The sequence below is a fragment of the Sedimentitalea sediminis genome (assembly GCF_042687825.1).
GTDB lineage: Bacteria > Pseudomonadota > Alphaproteobacteria > Rhodobacterales > Rhodobacteraceae > Sedimentitalea.
The window spans coordinates 1-15,310 of record NZ_JBHUQE010000008.1; the positions used below are offsets into that span (position 1 = coordinate 1).

General features: G+C 65.1%; 17 protein-coding genes and 1 riboswitch. Of the genes, 7 read left to right on the forward strand and 10 right to left on the reverse strand.

Features of this window, described 5'->3' with window-relative positions; all coding sequences use genetic code 11:
* Positions 1-75: 75 nt before the first annotated feature.
* From ACFMPD_RS08345 to thiB, 8 genes are all read right to left on the reverse strand, one after another.
* Positions 76-870, reverse strand: a complete 795-nt coding sequence (locus ACFMPD_RS08345) for a cytochrome c1 (RefSeq protein WP_380993344.1) — start codon at positions 868-870, stop codon at positions 76-78.
* A 17-nt stretch (positions 871-887) separates the two neighbouring features.
* Positions 888-2,234 (reverse strand): cytochrome b, encoded by a 1,347-nt coding sequence (gene petB, locus ACFMPD_RS08350; RefSeq protein WP_380993345.1) that lies wholly within the window; start codon positions 2,232-2,234, stop codon positions 888-890.
* Between the two features lie 11 nt (positions 2,235-2,245).
* Complete coding sequence (gene petA / locus ACFMPD_RS08355; protein WP_380993346.1) at positions 2,246-2,806, reverse strand: ubiquinol-cytochrome c reductase iron-sulfur subunit; 561 nt, start codon at positions 2,804-2,806, stop codon at positions 2,246-2,248.
* Between the two features lie 220 nt (positions 2,807-3,026).
* Positions 3,027-3,638 carry a glutathione S-transferase gene (locus ACFMPD_RS08360; RefSeq protein ID WP_380993347.1) on the reverse strand — a complete coding sequence of 204 codons (612 nt, stop codon included), beginning with the start codon at positions 3,636-3,638 and terminating at the stop codon, positions 3,027-3,029.
* A gap of 42 nt (positions 3,639-3,680) precedes the next feature.
* The gene (locus tag ACFMPD_RS08365; protein WP_380993348.1) at positions 3,681-4,301 is read right to left on the reverse strand and encodes an FMN-binding negative transcriptional regulator; all 621 of its coding nucleotides are present in this window, start codon (positions 4,299-4,301) and stop codon (positions 3,681-3,683) included.
* A gap of 67 nt (positions 4,302-4,368) precedes the next feature.
* Entirely contained in the window at positions 4,369-5,061 is a 693-nt protein-coding gene (locus ACFMPD_RS08370; protein WP_380993349.1) for a thiamine ABC transporter ATP-binding protein, read from the reverse strand.
* Positions 5,048-6,604 carry an ABC transporter permease family protein gene (locus ACFMPD_RS08375; RefSeq protein ID WP_380993350.1) on the reverse strand — a complete coding sequence of 519 codons (1,557 nt, stop codon included), beginning with the start codon at positions 6,602-6,604 and terminating at the stop codon, positions 5,048-5,050. The genes ACFMPD_RS08370 and ACFMPD_RS08375 overlap by 14 nt, the downstream gene beginning before the upstream one ends.
* Entirely contained in the window at positions 6,580-7,557 is a 978-nt protein-coding gene (gene thiB / locus ACFMPD_RS08380) for a thiamine ABC transporter substrate binding subunit (protein WP_380993351.1), read from the reverse strand. The genes ACFMPD_RS08375 and thiB overlap by 25 nt, the downstream gene beginning before the upstream one ends.
* 34 nt (positions 7,558-7,591) lie before the next feature.
* A riboswitch (TPP riboswitch) is annotated at positions 7,592-7,691 on the reverse strand.
* Positions 7,692-7,839: 148 nt separating this feature from the next.
* On the opposite strand from thiB, the gene aroC reads away from it, so the two are divergent.
* Both aroC and ACFMPD_RS08390 read left to right on the forward strand, forming a co-directional pair.
* Complete coding sequence (aroC, locus tag ACFMPD_RS08385; RefSeq protein WP_380993352.1) at positions 7,840-8,940, forward strand: chorismate synthase; 1,101 nt, start codon at positions 7,840-7,842, stop codon at positions 8,938-8,940.
* 118 nt (positions 8,941-9,058) lie between these two features.
* Positions 9,059-9,997 carry a DMT family transporter gene (locus tag ACFMPD_RS08390; RefSeq protein WP_380993353.1) on the forward strand — a complete coding sequence of 313 codons (939 nt, stop codon included), beginning with the start codon at positions 9,059-9,061 and terminating at the stop codon, positions 9,995-9,997.
* 122 nt (positions 9,998-10,119) lie between these two features.
* Here ACFMPD_RS08390 and ACFMPD_RS08395 read toward each other — a convergent pair whose 3' ends face one another.
* Together ACFMPD_RS08395 and ACFMPD_RS08400 are read right to left on the reverse strand one after the other, a co-directional pair.
* On the reverse strand, positions 10,120-10,752 hold the full coding sequence (locus tag ACFMPD_RS08395) for a VPLPA-CTERM sorting domain-containing protein (protein ID WP_380993354.1): 633 nt from the start codon (positions 10,750-10,752) through the stop codon (positions 10,120-10,122).
* A 203-nt stretch (positions 10,753-10,955) separates the two neighbouring features.
* Entirely contained in the window at positions 10,956-11,822 is an 867-nt protein-coding gene (locus tag ACFMPD_RS08400; RefSeq protein ID WP_380993355.1) for a branched-chain amino acid aminotransferase, read from the reverse strand.
* Positions 11,823-11,979: 157 nt separating this feature from the next.
* Here ACFMPD_RS08400 and ACFMPD_RS08405 point away from each other — a divergent pair, with 157 nt between their 5' ends.
* The 5 genes from ACFMPD_RS08405 (at position 11,980) to ACFMPD_RS08425 (ending at position 15,289) form a co-directional block, all read left to right on the forward strand.
* Positions 11,980-12,489, forward strand: a complete 510-nt coding sequence (locus ACFMPD_RS08405; RefSeq protein ID WP_380993356.1) for a MarR family winged helix-turn-helix transcriptional regulator — start codon at positions 11,980-11,982, stop codon at positions 12,487-12,489.
* Positions 12,489-13,190, forward strand: coding sequence for a response regulator (locus ACFMPD_RS08410; protein WP_380993357.1), 702 nt, complete (start codon positions 12,489-12,491; stop codon positions 13,188-13,190). The genes ACFMPD_RS08405 and ACFMPD_RS08410 overlap by 1 nt, the downstream gene beginning before the upstream one ends.
* A 66-nt stretch (positions 13,191-13,256) precedes the next feature.
* The gene (locus tag ACFMPD_RS08415) at positions 13,257-14,183 is read left to right on the forward strand and encodes a histone deacetylase family protein (RefSeq protein ID WP_380993358.1); all 927 of its coding nucleotides are present in this window, start codon (positions 13,257-13,259) and stop codon (positions 14,181-14,183) included.
* Positions 14,180-14,422, forward strand: a complete 243-nt coding sequence (locus tag ACFMPD_RS08420) for an exodeoxyribonuclease VII small subunit (RefSeq protein WP_380993359.1) — start codon at positions 14,180-14,182, stop codon at positions 14,420-14,422. Before ACFMPD_RS08415 ends, ACFMPD_RS08420 begins: the two co-directional genes overlap by 4 nt.
* Complete coding sequence (locus ACFMPD_RS08425) at positions 14,423-15,289, forward strand: polyprenyl synthetase family protein (protein WP_380993360.1); 867 nt, start codon at positions 14,423-14,425, stop codon at positions 15,287-15,289.
* Positions 15,290-15,310 lie beyond the last annotated feature (21 nt).

Sequence of the window (15,310 nt, forward strand, 5' to 3'; positions counted from 1 at the left end):
CCACGTGACAGCCGTCCACATAAAAAAACCCCCGCGCCGGGGCGCGGGGGTTTGGTTATGAGATCAGGCGGCTGGTCAGCCGACCTTCTTGCCCTTGATCGGCGCCCAGATCCGCTTGTTGGTCAGATACAGCAGGACCGACAGGATCGTCAGAAACAGAACGCCGACGAAACCGGCCTGTTTGCGCGCCATCATCTTGGGCTCGGCGGCCCACATCAGAAAGGCGGACACGTCCTGCGCCATGTGATGCATGGTGTTGGGATGACCGTCGGCGAACTCGACCTGCTCGTCGAACAGCGGCGGGGCCATCGAGATCCAGCCCCCCGGGAATGCCGTGTTCTCGTAGAGGATCGCGCCGGCCTCCTCCTTTTCCTCACCGGTATACCCGGTCAGCAGCGAGGCGATGTATTCGGCACCACCCATGCCTTTGAACAATTGGTTCATGCCCAGGCCATAGGGGCCGTGGAATCCGGCACGGGCCTTGGCCATCATGGTCAGATCCGGGGCACCCGCGGCATCATTGGCCGGAAAGTGATCGACCGGTGTGGCCGGACGGTAATCGTCCAGCTCGGCGTCGAACACCTCGAAATTCTCGGCCGCATAGGCGCGCACCTGATCCGCCGGGATCTGCGGTCCGCCCTCGTCCGAGAGGGTCCGCAAAGGCACGTATTTCAGCCCGTGGCAGGCCGAGCATACCTCGGTATAGATCTGCAGGCCGCGCTGCAGCTGATTGCGGTCATAGGTGCCAAAGGGGCCCTCGAACGAGAAGGCGAAATCCTCGATATGCTGCTCGCCGCCGCCTGCCGCCAATGTGGCAGCAGGGGTCAGAGCCAGGGCAAAGGCGGCACCGATTGCAAGTTTCTTGAACATCTGTCCCGATCCTTCTCTTATTCGGCGGGTGCTGCGCTGGCATCGCTGCCGGCCTCAGCCTTCTTGCCATAATGCGCCTCGAAATCCTCTTCGATGGTCGCGGGCTGCGGGTCGGGTTTCTCGATGATGCCCAGCAGCGGCAGGATCACCAGGAAATAGGCGAACCAATAGGCCGAGGCGATCAGCGCAAAGCTGGCATAGGGCTCTTCGGCGGGCATGGCCCCCAGCCACATCAGGGCGACAAAGTCGATGACCAGCAGCCAGAACCACCATTTGAACATCGGACGATACCGGCCCGAACGCACGCTGGACGTGTCCAGCCACGGCACCAGCGCCATCACAGCGATCGCACCGAACATCGCGATCACACCAAAGAACTTGGCATCCACGATACCGCCGGTCACGAACGAGGCGATCTGCACGACCCAGACCTCGGAGGTGAAGGCCCGCAGGATGGCGTAGAAGGGCAGGTAGTACCATTCCGGCACGATATGTGCAGGCGTCACCAGCGCATTGGCTTCGATATAGTTGTCCGGGTGGCCCAGATAGTTCGGCATAAAGCCGACCACGGCCCAGAACACAGCCATGATCACGGCCAGCGCAAACAGGTCCTTGATCACGAAATAGGGCCAGAACGGAACCGTGTCCTTTTCGGCCTCGGCCTTGCTGCCACGACGGACTTCGACGCCGGTCGGGTTGTTGTTGCCGGTGGTGTGGAAGGCCCAGATATGCACGGCGACCAGCGCGGCAATCACGAAGGGCAGCAGATAGTGCAGGCTGAAGAAACGGTTCAGCGTGGCGTTGTCCACAGCAGGTCCGCCCAGCAGCCAGGTCTGCAGACCTTCGCCGATGAACGGAATGGCGCCGAACAGGCCGGTGATCACGGTGGCGCCCCAGAAGGACATCTGACCCCAGGGCAGAACGTAGCCCAGGAAGCCGGTCGCCATCATCGCCAGATAGATCAGCATGCCGACGATCCAGGTGATCTCGCGCGGGGCCTTGTAGGACCCGTAGTAGAGACCGCGGAAGATGTGGATATAGACCGCCACAAAGAACAGCGAGGCACCGTTCGCGTGCAGATAGCGCAGCATATAGCCGCCATTCACGTTGCGCATGATGTGTTCGATACTGGCAAAGGCCATGTCGACATGCGGTGTGTAATGCATCACCAGGATGATACCGGTGACGATCTGCAACACCAGGCAGAAGGTCAGGATGATGCCCCAGATCCACATCCAGTTCAGGTTCTTGGGCGTGGGGATCATGATCGTGTCATACAGCAGCCCGACAATCGGAAGACGGCTGTGCAGCCATTTTTCGATACCGGTCTTGGGTTCGTAATGATCGTGCGGAATTCCGGCCATTGATTGCTTCCCTATCCCAGTTTGATCGTGGTTTCGTCGACGAACTCGGCGACCGGAATCGGCAGGTTCTCGGGGGCCGGACCCTTGCGGATGCGTCCGGAGGTATCATAGTGCGACCCGTGGCACGGGCAAAACCAGCCGTGGAAATCGCCAGCGCCATCGCCCAGCGGCACACAGCCCAGATGGGTGCAGACGCCCATCATGACCAGCCATTCACCGGCCTCGTCCATGGTGCGGTTCTCATCCGAAGCGTCCAGACCCGGCTTGTTGACATTGCGGTCCAGCGGATCGGGCAGTTCCGAAACGTCAACCGCGCGCGCCATTTCGATCTCTTCTTCCGTGCGGCGGCGGATGAACACCGGCTTGCCCAGGAATTTGACGCTGATCTGGGTGCCGATTTCGACACCGCTGACATCGACGCGGATCGAGGACAAGGCCTGAACGTCCGCCGACGGGTTCATCTGATTGACCAGCGGCCAGATGGCGGCCCCTGCGGTTACGGCTCCGGCGCCAGCGGTGGCGTAATAGAGGAAATCTCTCCGGGTGCCTTCGTGATCTTCTGCGTGCGACACGAGGTTTACTCCAATTCCTGCGCCCGCGAGCGGGCAAACATGCATAAGGGCCGCAGTAATGGGCGGCATCTCAGGGCGGTATTACCGGTGTCGTTTGGGTTCGTCCAGCGGTCATAGCCGCGCAGGAGGCCGCAACCGCGCGGTTGTGTCGCTACAGCGTCGGTTTAATCGGGGTTCCGGCGTTCCCAGATGCAGGGGATTGCCCGAAATTTCGTTCGGATCACACCTGAACGGGCCGTGTCGCCTGCATCGACGGGCGCGATTCGAAGGTGGCGAACCAGTCCGCCAGCGCCGGGTTGTCGCGGCGCCAGTTGCGCGCGTCATGACGAAAATCGACATAGCCCAAGGCGCAGGCGACGGCGATCTGCCCCATATCGAGCGGCCCTGCCAGATGGCTCATCCAGCGCGCGTTCAGCGCCGTGATCGCGCGCGCAGCCTTGGCCCATTGCGCTTCGATCCAGGCGGGCGACCGTTCGGCCTCGGGGCGCAGGCGCACCTCGTAGGCCATCGCCACCGCCGCCTCCATGAGGCCATCGGCGGTGGCCTCCAGCGTCAGGGTCTGCCAGCGCTGCGCACCGCCCGGATAGAGCGCGCCGCCGAAACGGTCGTTAAGATAGGCGCAGATCACCCGGCTGTCATACAGTGTCGGACCGTCGGTGCGCGCCAGTGCCGGGATCTTGCCCAGCGGATTGGCCGCGATCAGGCGATCCGACGAGTCCAGCGCGGTCGTGACCACCGTCTCGACCTCGACCTGGTCGGTCCGGTCCAGTTCGTGCAACAGAACCGAAACCTTGCGGACAAAGGGCGAAAGCGGTGAATGATAAAGCTTCATGGGACCGTCCTGTGCTGTGGCGGGCCGAGCCTAGCACGGGTGTCAGCCCTGTCCACCGGCCCCGCGCATCAGTGCCGCCAGCATCCCGGTTTCGGCCCCGATACCATAGGCGTCCATGTGATCCGCCGCGTTCAGACGCGCCGGGTCGGGTTTGTTCTGGCTCAGCTTCCAGGTGCCGTCCACATCCGTGATCCGCAACCGGCAGGGCACGATCTGGCGCATCATGCGCTCCAGCGTGCCGGCCTCCATCTTGGCGGTGCTCCAGATCGGTTTCGGCAGCAGCCGTTCCTCCATCAGCGCCGACTGCCGGTCCAGCAGGGCGCGCAATTCTTTTTGGGGCCGCAGTTCCAGCAGGCCGGTCAGATGCACGGCGACATAGTTCCAGGTCGGCACCTGATCGGCAATGTCATACCAGTCGGGCGAAACATAGGCATCCGGCCCCGAAACCGCGATCCGCGCGGCCTGCGGCGTCTTCAGCGCGCGGGCGATCGGGTTGCTGCGCAGCAGATGCAGGTCGGCCACGTCGTCCTGCAGCAGGAACGGCACATGCGCCATCAGCGGCGCCCCACCGGCGCTGATGGCCAACAGCCCAAAGGCGCGCTCGCGGGCAAAGGCCAGGTTCCTTTGCCTGTCCGCCGTGCGATATGCCGGGTTGGGGTGCATGTCCGTCCTCTTTTGCCTGCCCCGCTCTTGCAGAACTGCCGCGCGCTTGGCAAGCCCGCCGGCCGCGTCAGCCCAGATAGGCGCGCAGCGCCGGCGGCGGGTTGTCCAGCAATTCGGCCGTCGCGGCGGGCGGATGCGCGGTGCCGCCTTCGACCAGGATGACCTGATCGGCGATCCGCCGGGCGTCCTGCGGATCGTGGCTGACCATCATCAGCGTGGCGCCGGTCTCGCGCACCAAGGCGGCGACCAGATCCAGCATCTCGGCCTTGAGGGCGGGACCAAGCGCGGCAAAAGGTTCGTCCAGCAACAGCAGCGGCCGCGCCTGCACCAGCACCCGCGCCAGCGCCGCGCGGCTCTGCTGGCCGCCGGACAATGCCGCCGGTTTACGCCCCTCCAGCCCGTCCAGTCCGACCCGCGCGATGGCACGCGCGACCTCGGCTTTCTGCGCCGCGCTCAGCCGCAGATCGGGATCGGCGCCCAGACCGACATTCTGCGCCACCGTCAGATGCGGAAACAGGTTGCCGTCCTGAAACAGCATCGCCACGGGCCGGGCGCCGGGCGCGGCATCGGTCAGGTCACGGCCCTGCCACATCAGGCGCCCCGCAACAATCGGGTGAAATCCGGCAATCGCCCCGATCAGCGTCGATTTGCCGGCGCCCGACGGGCCGATCACCGCGATCCTGCTGCCCGGCGGCAGGGTAAAATCGGCCCCCAGCCGGAACCCGCCATTGTCGATCACCGCGCGATCAAGCTTCAGCATGCCAGCGCCCTCCCCGGTCGAAAATCCAGAACAGCAGCATCGACAGCAGCAACAGCACCAGGGCCGCCCCCGCCGCCGCCTGCATCTGATAGGCCCCCATCAGCCGATAGACCTGCAGGGGCAGCGTCGCGCGCTGCGGATCGGCAAACAGCGCGATCACCCCGAGATCGCCCATCGACAGCGCCGCCGACAGCCCGGCTGCAAAGCCGATCTGCGCCCGCATGCGCGGCAGCAATACCCGGCGCAGAAACGGCCGCCCGGCCATGCCCAGCGTCAGCGCCAGCGGGCCGTGGCGGGCGATCACCTGCCGCGCCCGGGGCACCAGGATGCGCAGGGCGAAGGGCAGCGCCATGGTGGCGTTGACCAGCGCCGTCACCGGCAGCGCCAGCGCAAAAGGATCGGCGACGGGGTGGATCACCACGAACAGCCCGGTGCCGATCACCAGGGGCGAGGCCGCCAGCCCCAAGAGCCCGGCCAGTTCGACGCCCTGCCCGCGCCCCAGCGCCACCGCGACCGCCATCGGCAGCGCCAGCGCCAGGGTCAGCGCGGTGCTGATCGCGGCCACGACCAGCGAATTCAGCGCCGCCATGACCACCGAAACAGGCAACAGCAGCAGCCCCGGCAGCCCCGCCAGGACGATGGCCGCCAGCGGCAAAAGCAGAAACAGCGCGGCCAGGACGATGAACCCGGTATCCAGAATTCGGGCCCCGGCAGCGGTGGCATCCCAGCGCTGCACCGGACGGTCCAGCCCGCTGCCGAACCCCTCGGCCGGTGCGGTCCGCAGCGCAATCCACGCCGCCAGTCCGGTCATGACGATCTGCACACAGGACAGAAGCGCCGCGCGCCCCAGATCGAAATCAAACCGAAAAGCCTGATAGATCGCCAGTTCGATCGTGGTCGCGCGCGGCCCGCCGCCCAACGTCAGCGCCACCGCGAAACTGGTCAGACAGATGGCAAAGATCACCGCCAGAACACCGGGCACGATACGTCTGAGCATCGGCAGTTCCAGCAGCTGCCACATGGCCCGCGGCCCGGCTCCGAGTTGGGCGGCCAGCCGGAACCGCTCGGCGGGAATTTCCTGCCAGCCTTGCAGGATCAGCCGCGTCGCCAATGGCAGGTTAAAGAACACATGCGCCAGAACCACCCCATGCAGCCCATAGATCTGCACCGGCGGCAGCCCGGCCCAGCCCAGCGCCAGGCTGATCCAGCCATTGCGCCCGAACACCGCCAGCAGGCCCAGCACCGCAACGATCACCGGCAGGATGAACGGCGCGCCCAGCAGGGCGATCAGCACCCGGCGCCCGGCAAAGCGCCGCCGCGCCAGTGCCCGCGCCAATGGCACGGCCAGCGCGACGCTGAACAGGGCGGACAGGCCCGCCTGCAGCACCGTAAAGCGCACCGCCGCCCAATCGGGCGCCCCCAGCCCGCGCCCCGGTTCAGCGCGCAGGAATACCGCCAGCAGCGCGCCCAGGATCAGCACGGCGACCAGGGCCGCCGCGCCGTTGCCGGCGCGGTGCCCTACTGGCTGAGCGCGCCCAGCCATTCCGCCAGGGCCTCGTCCCGCAGCCCGGCGGCCTCGGCCGGCGACGCCAGCAGGGCCTTGTCCGGCTGCACCAGTGTTTCGAACCCGGCGGGCAGACCGGCGGCGGGCGTCACCGCCGGAAACATCCAGTTCGTGGTCGGGATCGCCGACTGGAACGGCTCGGACACGACGAATTGCAGAAAGGCATCCGCCAGATCCGGCTGATCGCTGCCGGCCAGCTTGGCGGCGACTTCGATCTGCAAATAGTGGCCCTCGGAAAACACCGCTGCCGCCTTGCCGGCATCCTCTTCGGCGATCAGGTGATAGGCCGGCGAAGTCGTGTAAGACAGCACCATGTCCGCCTCGCCCTCCAGGAACAGGCCATAGGCTTCGCTCCAGCCCTTGGTGACGGTGACGATATTGTCGGCCAGACCTGCCCAGATTGCCGGGGCCTCGGCGCCATAGGCCGTCTTGACCCACATCAGCAGCCCCAGACCGGGCGTCGACGACCGGGGGTCCTGAATGACGATTTTCGCGTCGCTGTCCGCCAGCGCCCTGAAATCCCCCGGCGCCGCCATGTCCGCATTGTGCACAAAGGCGAAATAGCCCCAGTCATAGGGCACAAAGGTCTCGTCCGACCAGGCCACCGGCAGGCTGTACTCTGCTGTCACACCGCTGGGCGCGAACAACCCGGTTTCCAGCGCCGCCTGGGTCAGGCTGGTGTCCAGCCCCAGCACCACATCGGCCTCGCTGTGCGCGCCTTCGAGTTTCAGCCGCGCCAGAAGGGCCGCGCCATCGCCGGCGGCGACCAGTTTCAGATCGCAGCCGCAGGTCTCTTCGAACGCCTTTTCAATCACCGGTCCGGGTCCCCAGTCGGACACGAAACTGTCATAGGTATAGACGGTCAGCTCGGGTGTTTCGGCGTGGGCCGCCGAGGCACAGAGAACTCCCGCTGCAATGGCAAGATACTTCATGGCATCCTCCTCTTGCGGCGACAGGGCAGGGATGGAGAGATGTCCAGACCTTCCCTACGCCGGTTCTAGCCGGTTCAGGTTCAACGGGTCCGCGTCGCGCGTCTCAGCCGGTTTCGGCCCCCCGAGGTGATCCGTTACCTAGCCCCCGGCCCGGCAAAAGACAAGCGCGCCGGACCTGCGGACCACAGGCCAACTGCACCGGCGACAGCCCGGCGCGCAGGCGCGAAACCGCTTGAGGCACCGGCGTGGCCCGGCTAAGCACTCAGCGCAAAGGAGTTGCCCATGTCGATCAACAGCTTTGGCCACCTGTTCCGAGTCACCACCTGGGGCGAAAGCCACGGGCCGGCCATCGGCGCCACGGTCGATGGCTGCCCGCCGGGCGTTGCCGTGGACGAAGCGATGCTGCAGCACTGGCTGGACAAGCGCAAACCCGGCCAGAACAAATACACCACCCAGCGGCGCGAAGCGGACGCAGTGCGCATCCTGTCGGGCGTATTCGAGGGCCGGACCACCGGCACGCCGGTACAGTTGCTGATCGAGAATACCGACCAGCGGTCCAAGGATTACGGCGATATCAAGGACAAGTTCCGCCCCGGTCACGCCGACATCACCTATTACCAGAAATACGGCAACCGCGACTATCGCGGCGGTGGCCGCTCGTCAGCGCGCGAAACCGCCAGCCGCGTTGCCGCCGGCGGACTGGCCCGGGCGGCGATTCGCGAGATGCTGCCCGATCTGCGGATCACCGGTTACATGGTGCAGATGGGACCGCACCAGATCGACCGCGACCGCTTTGACGCCGCCCAGATCACCGCCAACCCGTTCTGGGTGCCCGATGCCAATGCCGCGATCAAATGGGCCGACTATCTGGACAGCCTGCGCAAATCCGGCAGCTCGGTCGGCGCGGTGATCGAAGTCGTGGCCAGCGGCGTGCCCGCCGGTCTGGGCGCGCCGGTTTATGGCAAGCTGGACACCGATCTGGCGGCGGCGATGATGAGCATCAACGCGGTCAAGGGCGTCGAGATCGGCGAAGGCATGTCGGCGGCGATGCTGACCGGCGAGCTGAATGCCGACGAAATCCGCATGGGGCCGGACGGGCCGGAGTTTTCCAGCAACCATGCCGGCGGCATTCTTGGCGGCATCAGCACCGGTCAGGACGTCGTCGTGCGCTTTGCCGTCAAGCCGACCAGCTCGATCCTGACCACCCGCAAGACCATCACCACATCCGGCGAGGATACCGAGATCGTGACCAAGGGCCGGCACGATCCCTGCGTCGGCATTCGCGCCGTGCCCGTCGGCGAAGCGATGATGGCCTGCGTGATTCTCGACCACCTGCTGCTGCATCGCGGACAGATCGGACAGAACCGCGGCACCATCGGCTGACCGGCCGGTTCCCGCATCGGGGGCATCAACTGAACCCGGCTCTGATTGCGCACGCGCAGGCACCGGTCCCTTCGGCCGCCCCTTGCACCGGCCCCGGCAAAGGCGCAGATGTGGCGTCATGGCGAAACCGTTAACATCGCATCGACCCGGGCTGGCCATCGCGCTGAAACTCAGTGCGGTCTTTCTGTTCACCCTGATGTCGGGGCTGATCAAGGCCACATCGGATGCAGTACCCCCCGGCGAAGCGGTGTTCTTTCGCTCGGCCTGCGCGATCCCGGTGATCCTGATCTGGCTGGCCGCCCGCGGTCAGTTGCGGCACGGGCTGCTGACCCGGGATGTCAAAGGACATTTCTGGCGCGGCCTGCTGGGCACCTGCGCCATGGGCATGACATTTGCCGGTCTGGGCCTGCTGCCCCTGCCCGAAGTCACCGCCATCGGCTATGCGGCACCGATCTTTACCGTGCTGCTGGCGGCGCTGATCCTGGGCGAACGCATCCGGCTGGTGCGGATTTCGGCGGTGGCGGTCGGGTTGGTCGGCGTGTTGATCATGCTGTGGCCACGGTTGGGCTCGGGCGACGGACCACAGGACGGCGCGCAACTGGGCGCCCTGCTGATACTGTCGGCGACGCTGGCCCGGGCGCTTGTGCAGATCCATGTGCGCCGCCTGGTGCAAACCGAACATACCGCCGCCATCGTGTTCTATTTCTCGGCCACGGCGTCCCTGATCTCGCTGCTGACCATGCCTCTGGGATGGGCCCTGCCCGGCCCCGGCACCCTCGCGCTGCTGGTCGCCGCCGGGGTGATCGGCGGCATGGCGCAGATTCTGGTTACCTCATCATACCGCTTTGGCCCGGCTTCGATGCTGGCACCCTATGAATATGCCTCGATGATCTTTGCCATCGTCATTGGCTATGTCTGGTTCGGCGACCTGCCGACCGGGGTCATGCTGATCGGTGCCGCGCTGGTCATCGCCGGCAATATCCTGGTGATCTGGCGCGAACACCATCTGGGACTGGAACGCGCCCGGACCCGGTCGGTCACCGACCCCAAAAGCTGAGTCTGCCCGCCGGCTGCGGCGCCCTGTCTCGCGACAGGCGGACACCGGAAACGAAAAAAGGCCCCGGACATCCGCCCGGGACCCTGCCGCGAGCCATCGCCCGCGCATTGTTTCGCCCGTTGTCAGGCCGCCTTGCGGCGCCGGCGCAGAGCCGCGAACCCGCCCAGACCGGTCAGCAACAACAGCGCGCTGGCCGGAACCGGAACCACAACCGCATATCTGGTGAGGTTGGACTGCAACTGCACCTGCGTCTCGTTGCCTTCGAAATACCACAGCTCGGCGGCATAGACGCCAGTGGCGCCCGTCCAGGTCATGTTCGTGCTGGTGCCCGGACCCTGCAAACCTTCGGTGGTTCCAGGATTCAACTGCACACCGCCAACGGTCAGACGAAAGCCGTCATCCGAGGTCACGTTGATGATGTCGCCAGTGGTCAGCGACACCGAACCGGTCAGCCGGAACACCGATTCCTGGATATTCGCCGAGTTGGTGCCCACGATCGAACCGGCATCCGCGTTCAGAAAATCCGACAGCGATCCGATGTCCCAATTGGTCCCGGCATCGCCATAGTTGATGGATGTCGAGGTGAACGTGGCCGTCGTGGGATCGGCACCACCGTTGACCTGATTGATGGCCTGGGTCACCGACGCGATCGTATTCGGCGCGACATTCCAGAATTCGCCGTTCAGCGTCGCCGCGGCTGCGCCGGTTGCCGACAGACCGACCGCCGCCACCGCAGCGAATAATAGTTTCTTCATGGACTTTCCCCCGTTCAAAATTGAACTTTGCAGAATGCTCGCCCGCCGAAAATCCGACGGCTGTCGGCGCAATTCTGCCGACGTCGGTCACTGTGCCAAAAAAGAAACATGTTTACCATAACTTTTTCGGCTTACGCCCAACGGTCCGGCCCGGGCGCATCGGCGCGCGCGGCAATTCGCGTCACGCCCGTGGCAGGGTGCGCTCAGGCGCGGACCAGCTTTTCATAGCCTTCGGCAATGTCCCGCGTCAGGGTGCCGACCTCGAAATTATAGTCGCCGATCTGCCCCACCGGCGTCACTTCGGCGGCGGTGCCGGTCAGCCAGCATTGTTCGAACCCTTCCAGTTCGCCGGGCTCGATATGCCGCTCGTGCACCGGGATCTGGCGATCCTTCAGCATGCCGATCACGGTCTGCCGCGTGATTCCGTTCAGGAAACAGTCGGGATCGGGGGTATGCACCTCGCCATCCTTGACAAAGAACATGTTGGCCCCGGTCGCCTCGGCGACATAGCCGCGATAGTCCAACATCATCGCATCGCTGCAGCCATTGGCCTCGGCGGCATGCTTGGACATGGTGCAGATCATGTAAAGACCGGCGGCCTTGGCGTGGCTGGGGATGGTTTCCGGGCTGGGGCGTTTCCATTTCGAGATGTCCAGCTTGGCGCCTTTCATCTTGGCATCACCGTAATAGGCGCCCCATTCCCACGCGGCAATGGCCACGCGCACCGGATTGCGCGCCGAGGCAACCCCCATGTCCGGCCCGGCCCCGCGCCAGGCAAGGGCGCGGATGTAAGCGTCCTGCAAACCGCTGGCTGCCAGAACCTCGACCTTGGCGGCTTCAAGCTCGTCCACCGTGTAGGGGACTTCGAAATCGATCAGTTCGGCCGAGCGCCGCAACCGTTCGGAATGCTGGCGCGACTTGAAGATCTTTCCGTTATAGGCCCGCTCGCCCTCGAATACCGAACTTGCGTAATGCATGGCATGTGTCAGGATGTGCACCTTTGCATCCCGCCAGTTGATCATTTGGCCGTCCATCCAGATCTGGCCGTCCCGGTCATCATATCCCGACATGTTGCATCCTTTCGCGAGCGACTGCATTTTGGATTATTGCGCAACAAGGTCCGTTTCGGACATTTTGTTACACTAAAACTGCGACTCGATACCGCTTCGCTCTTGGAATGTCAACAAGGCTGACGTATGCTGACACAAAGATGCAATGAGGCAAGTCATGTCTGACGGACGCGCGGCACAGACCTATAGCGGCGAAAGCCTGCTGTTTCTGACCGACGAGCAATTGCGGCAGGGCATCGAGGCGATGTTCTTTGCCTATCGCGGCTTTACCGCCGATCCCGACCGCATCCTGGCGGAAATGGCCTATGGGCGGGCGCATCACCGGGCCATCCACTTTATCAACCGCGCGCCGGGCACCACGGTCAACAACCTGCTGGCGATTCTGGGCGTGACCAAACAGTCGCTGAACCGGGTTCTGCGCACGCTGATCTCGGACGGGCTGGTCGAAAGCCGGGTCGGCACCAGCGACAAGCGCGAACGCCACTTGTACCTGACCGAGATGGGGCGCACCCTGGAAAGCCAGCTGAGCGACGCCCAGCGCGCGCGCATGCGCGCCGCCTATCGCGAGGCCGGCCCCGAGGCGGTGGCCGGGTTCAAGCAGGTCCTGGAAGCGATGATGGACGCGGACATGCGCCGCGCCTATGCCAAATTGCGGGATGGTGCCTGATGAGCGAACTGGATGCACATCTGCTGGTCGTGGACGATGACGAACGGATCCGCGAGCTGCTCAAGAAGTTCCTGGTCCGGCACGGGTTTCTGGTCACGGCCGCGCGCGATGCCGCGCATGCCCGTCGCATACTGGCCGGTTTGGATTTCGACCTGATCGTCATGGATGTGATGATGCCGGGCGAGGACGGCGTCAGCCTGACCCGCGCCCTGCGGCAAACCCATACCACGCCGATCCTGCTGCTGACGGCGCGCGGCGAGACCGAGAACCGCATCGCCGGGCTGGAGGCCGGGGCCGACGACTATCTGGCAAAACCGTTCGAGCCCAAGGAACTGCTGCTCAGGATCAACGCCATCCTGCGCCGGATGCCCGAGACCCCCGTCGAGGACACGGTACCCAAGATCCTGCATCTGGGTCCGATTCGCTATGATATCGAGCGCGGCGAGATGTGGCAGGGCGATCAACTGGTGCGCCTGACCGCCACCGAAAGCCAGCTGATGAGGATCTTCTCTGCCTGTCCGGGCGAACCGGTCACCCGCAGCAAGCTGGTCGAGGATCTGGGCCGGGACCGCGGTCAGGCGCAGGAACGCGCCGTCGATGTCCAGATCACCCGGTTGCGGCGCAAGATCGAAACCGACCCCAAGCAGCCGCGCTATCTGCAGACCGTGCGCGGCGCCGGGTACATGCTGGCGCCGGACTGAGCGGAAACAGGACACGCGCCCGCGGACATGCCGGCAAGCAACAGGCAAGAGGATCGCAAGAACGCCATGAAAACCGCCGTTATCACCCACGCCGATTGCCTGAATCACCTTACGCCCGAGGGCCATCCCGAACGGGTGGCGCGGCTGGAGCACATCCTGCACGCGCTGCAACCGCTGGACCTGAACCGGGTCACCGCGCCGATGGCTGCCGATGACAACATCCTGCGCATTCATCCCGCCAGCCACCTCGCCGACCTGCGCCGGGCACTGCCCACCGAAGGGCTGCGGGCGCTGGATGCCGATACCTGGGTCTCGCCTGGCTCGCTGGACGCCGCCTTTCGCGCCGCCGGCGCGATGGTGCGCGCCATCGACATGGTGCTGGGCGGCGAAGCCCCCAACGCCTTTGCGGCCGTCCGCCCGCCCGGGCACCATGCCGAAAAACACGAGGCGATGGGGTTTTGCCTGTTCGGCAACGCCGCCCTGGGGGTCAAGCACGCGCTGGATCACCACGGGCTGCAGCGGGTGGCGGTGGTGGATTTCGACGTACATCACGGCAACGGCACCCAGGACCTGCTGTGGGACGAACCCCGTGCCCTGCTGATCAGCAGCCAGCAGATTCCGCTGTTTCCCGGCTCGGGACTGGCCGGCGAGACCGGCGCGCATGACAATATCCTGAACATGCCGCTGCGGGCCGGTTCCGGCAGCGCCGAGATGCGCCGCGCCTACACGGAACAGGCATTTCCGCGGCTGCACGCCTTTCGGCCCGACCTGATCATCATCTCGGCCGGGTTTGACGCCCATGCCGACGACCCGCTGGCCCAACTGGACTGGCAGACCGAGGATTTCGCCTGGGTCACCGCAGAGGTGTGCAAACTGGCCGACGCGCTTTGCCAGGGCCGGGTGGTCTCGACTCTGGAGGGCGGCTATGATCTGAACGCGCTGTCCGCCAGTGTGCGGGCGCATGTGCAGGAACTGATGAAAGCCGCGAAATGACCGATACACCCGTTTCCGAAATGAGTTTCGAGCAGGCGATGAAAGAGCTGGAGGACGTTGTGCGCCAGCTGGAAGACGGTGACGTTGCCCTGAACGATTCGATCGCGCTGTATGAACGCGGCGCGCTGCTCAAGAAACGCTGCGAGGACGAGTTGAACCGGGCCGAGGAAAAGGTCGCCGCGATCACCCTGGACAGCGACGGCAACCCGGTCGGCACGACCCCGGTCGAAGGCCAGTAAATGTTCCGCGACAGTCTGGCCGATGCGGCCCGGCGGATCGAGACGCATTTTGCGTCCTGTCTGGCCGGGTTTGATGACGTTCTGGTGGTGCAGGCGATGGCCTATGCCACGCGGGGCGGCAAGCGTCTGCGCGGGTTTCTGGTGCTGGAAAGCGCGCGGCTGCATGGCATCGCCCCCGAGGTCGCGATCTGGCCGGCCACCGCCATCGAGGCGTTGCACGCCTATTCTCTGGTGCATGACGACCTGCCCTGCATGGATGATGACGACTTGCGCCGGGGACAGCCCACTCTACATGTGAAATGGGACGAGGGCACGGCGGTTCTGGCCGGCGATGCCCTGCACAGCCTGGCCTTTGAGCTGGCCTGCCATCCGGATTGCGGATCGCCCAAGGCCCGGGCGGATCTGACGCTGGGGCTGGCGCGGGCCGCCGGGGCACGGGGCATGGTACTGGGCCAGGCACTGGACATGGCGGCGGAAACCGCCGCGACGCCGTTGACATTGCAGGAAATAACCACCCTGCAATCGGGCAAGACCGGGGCGCTGATCGAATGGTCGGCCTGCGCCGGAGCGGTGCTGGCACAGGCCGATCCCGAACCGTTGCGCCAATATGCCCGGGCGCTGGGGCTTGCCTTTCAGATCGCGGATGACATCCTTGATGTCGAAGGCGACGCGGAAAAGGCCGGCAAACGCCTGAACAAGGATGCCGCGGCCGGCAAGGCGACCTTTGTCTCGCTGCTGGGGCTGGACGCCGCCAAGACACGCGCCGCCGACTTGGTGGATCAGGCCTGTGCCGCGCTGCAGCCCTATGGGCAAAGGGCGGACACCTTGCGCGAAGCCGCCCGGTTCGTTATTGCGCGCGACAATTGACAGGGCGCTGCACGGAGGCAC

What these genes read in the sequence shown, in the direction of transcription:
- ACFMPD_RS08345 (WP_380993344.1), bottom strand. Translation starts at nt 870, where the DNA reads ATGTTCAAGAAACTTGCAATCGGTGCCGCCTTTGCCCTGGCTCTGACC.
- petB (WP_380993345.1), bottom strand. Translation starts at nt 2,234, where the DNA reads ATGGCCGGAATTCCGCACGATCATTACGAACCCAAGACCGGTATCGAA.
- ACFMPD_RS08360 (WP_380993347.1), bottom strand. Translation starts at nt 3,638, where the DNA reads ATGAAGCTTTATCATTCACCGCTTTCGCCCTTTGTCCGCAAGGTTTCG.
- ACFMPD_RS08365 (WP_380993348.1), bottom strand. Translation starts at nt 4,301, where the DNA reads ATGCACCCCAACCCGGCATATCGCACGGCGGACAGGCAAAGGAACCTG.
- ACFMPD_RS08370 (WP_380993349.1), bottom strand. Translation starts at nt 5,061, where the DNA reads ATGCTGAAGCTTGATCGCGCGGTGATCGACAATGGCGGGTTCCGGCTG.
- ACFMPD_RS08375 (WP_380993350.1), bottom strand. Translation starts at nt 6,604, where the DNA reads ATGGCTGGGCGCGCTCAGCCAGTAGGGCACCGCGCCGGCAACGGCGCG.
- thiB (WP_380993351.1), bottom strand. Translation starts at nt 7,557, where the DNA reads ATGAAGTATCTTGCCATTGCAGCGGGAGTTCTCTGTGCCTCGGCGGCC.
- aroC (WP_380993352.1), top strand. Translation starts at nt 7,840, where the DNA reads ATGTCGATCAACAGCTTTGGCCACCTGTTCCGAGTCACCACCTGGGGC.
- ACFMPD_RS08390 (WP_380993353.1), top strand. Translation starts at nt 9,059, where the DNA reads ATGGCGAAACCGTTAACATCGCATCGACCCGGGCTGGCCATCGCGCTG.
- ACFMPD_RS08395 (WP_380993354.1), bottom strand. Translation starts at nt 10,752, where the DNA reads ATGAAGAAACTATTATTCGCTGCGGTGGCGGCGGTCGGTCTGTCGGCA.
- ACFMPD_RS08400 (WP_380993355.1), bottom strand. Translation starts at nt 11,822, where the DNA reads ATGTCGGGATATGATGACCGGGACGGCCAGATCTGGATGGACGGCCAA.
- ACFMPD_RS08405 (WP_380993356.1), top strand. Translation starts at nt 11,980, where the DNA reads ATGTCTGACGGACGCGCGGCACAGACCTATAGCGGCGAAAGCCTGCTG.
- ACFMPD_RS08410 (WP_380993357.1), top strand. Translation starts at nt 12,489, where the DNA reads ATGAGCGAACTGGATGCACATCTGCTGGTCGTGGACGATGACGAACGG.
- ACFMPD_RS08415 (WP_380993358.1), top strand. Translation starts at nt 13,257, where the DNA reads ATGAAAACCGCCGTTATCACCCACGCCGATTGCCTGAATCACCTTACG.
- ACFMPD_RS08420 (WP_380993359.1), top strand. Translation starts at nt 14,180, where the DNA reads ATGACCGATACACCCGTTTCCGAAATGAGTTTCGAGCAGGCGATGAAA.
- ACFMPD_RS08425 (WP_380993360.1), top strand. Translation starts at nt 14,423, where the DNA reads ATGTTCCGCGACAGTCTGGCCGATGCGGCCCGGCGGATCGAGACGCAT.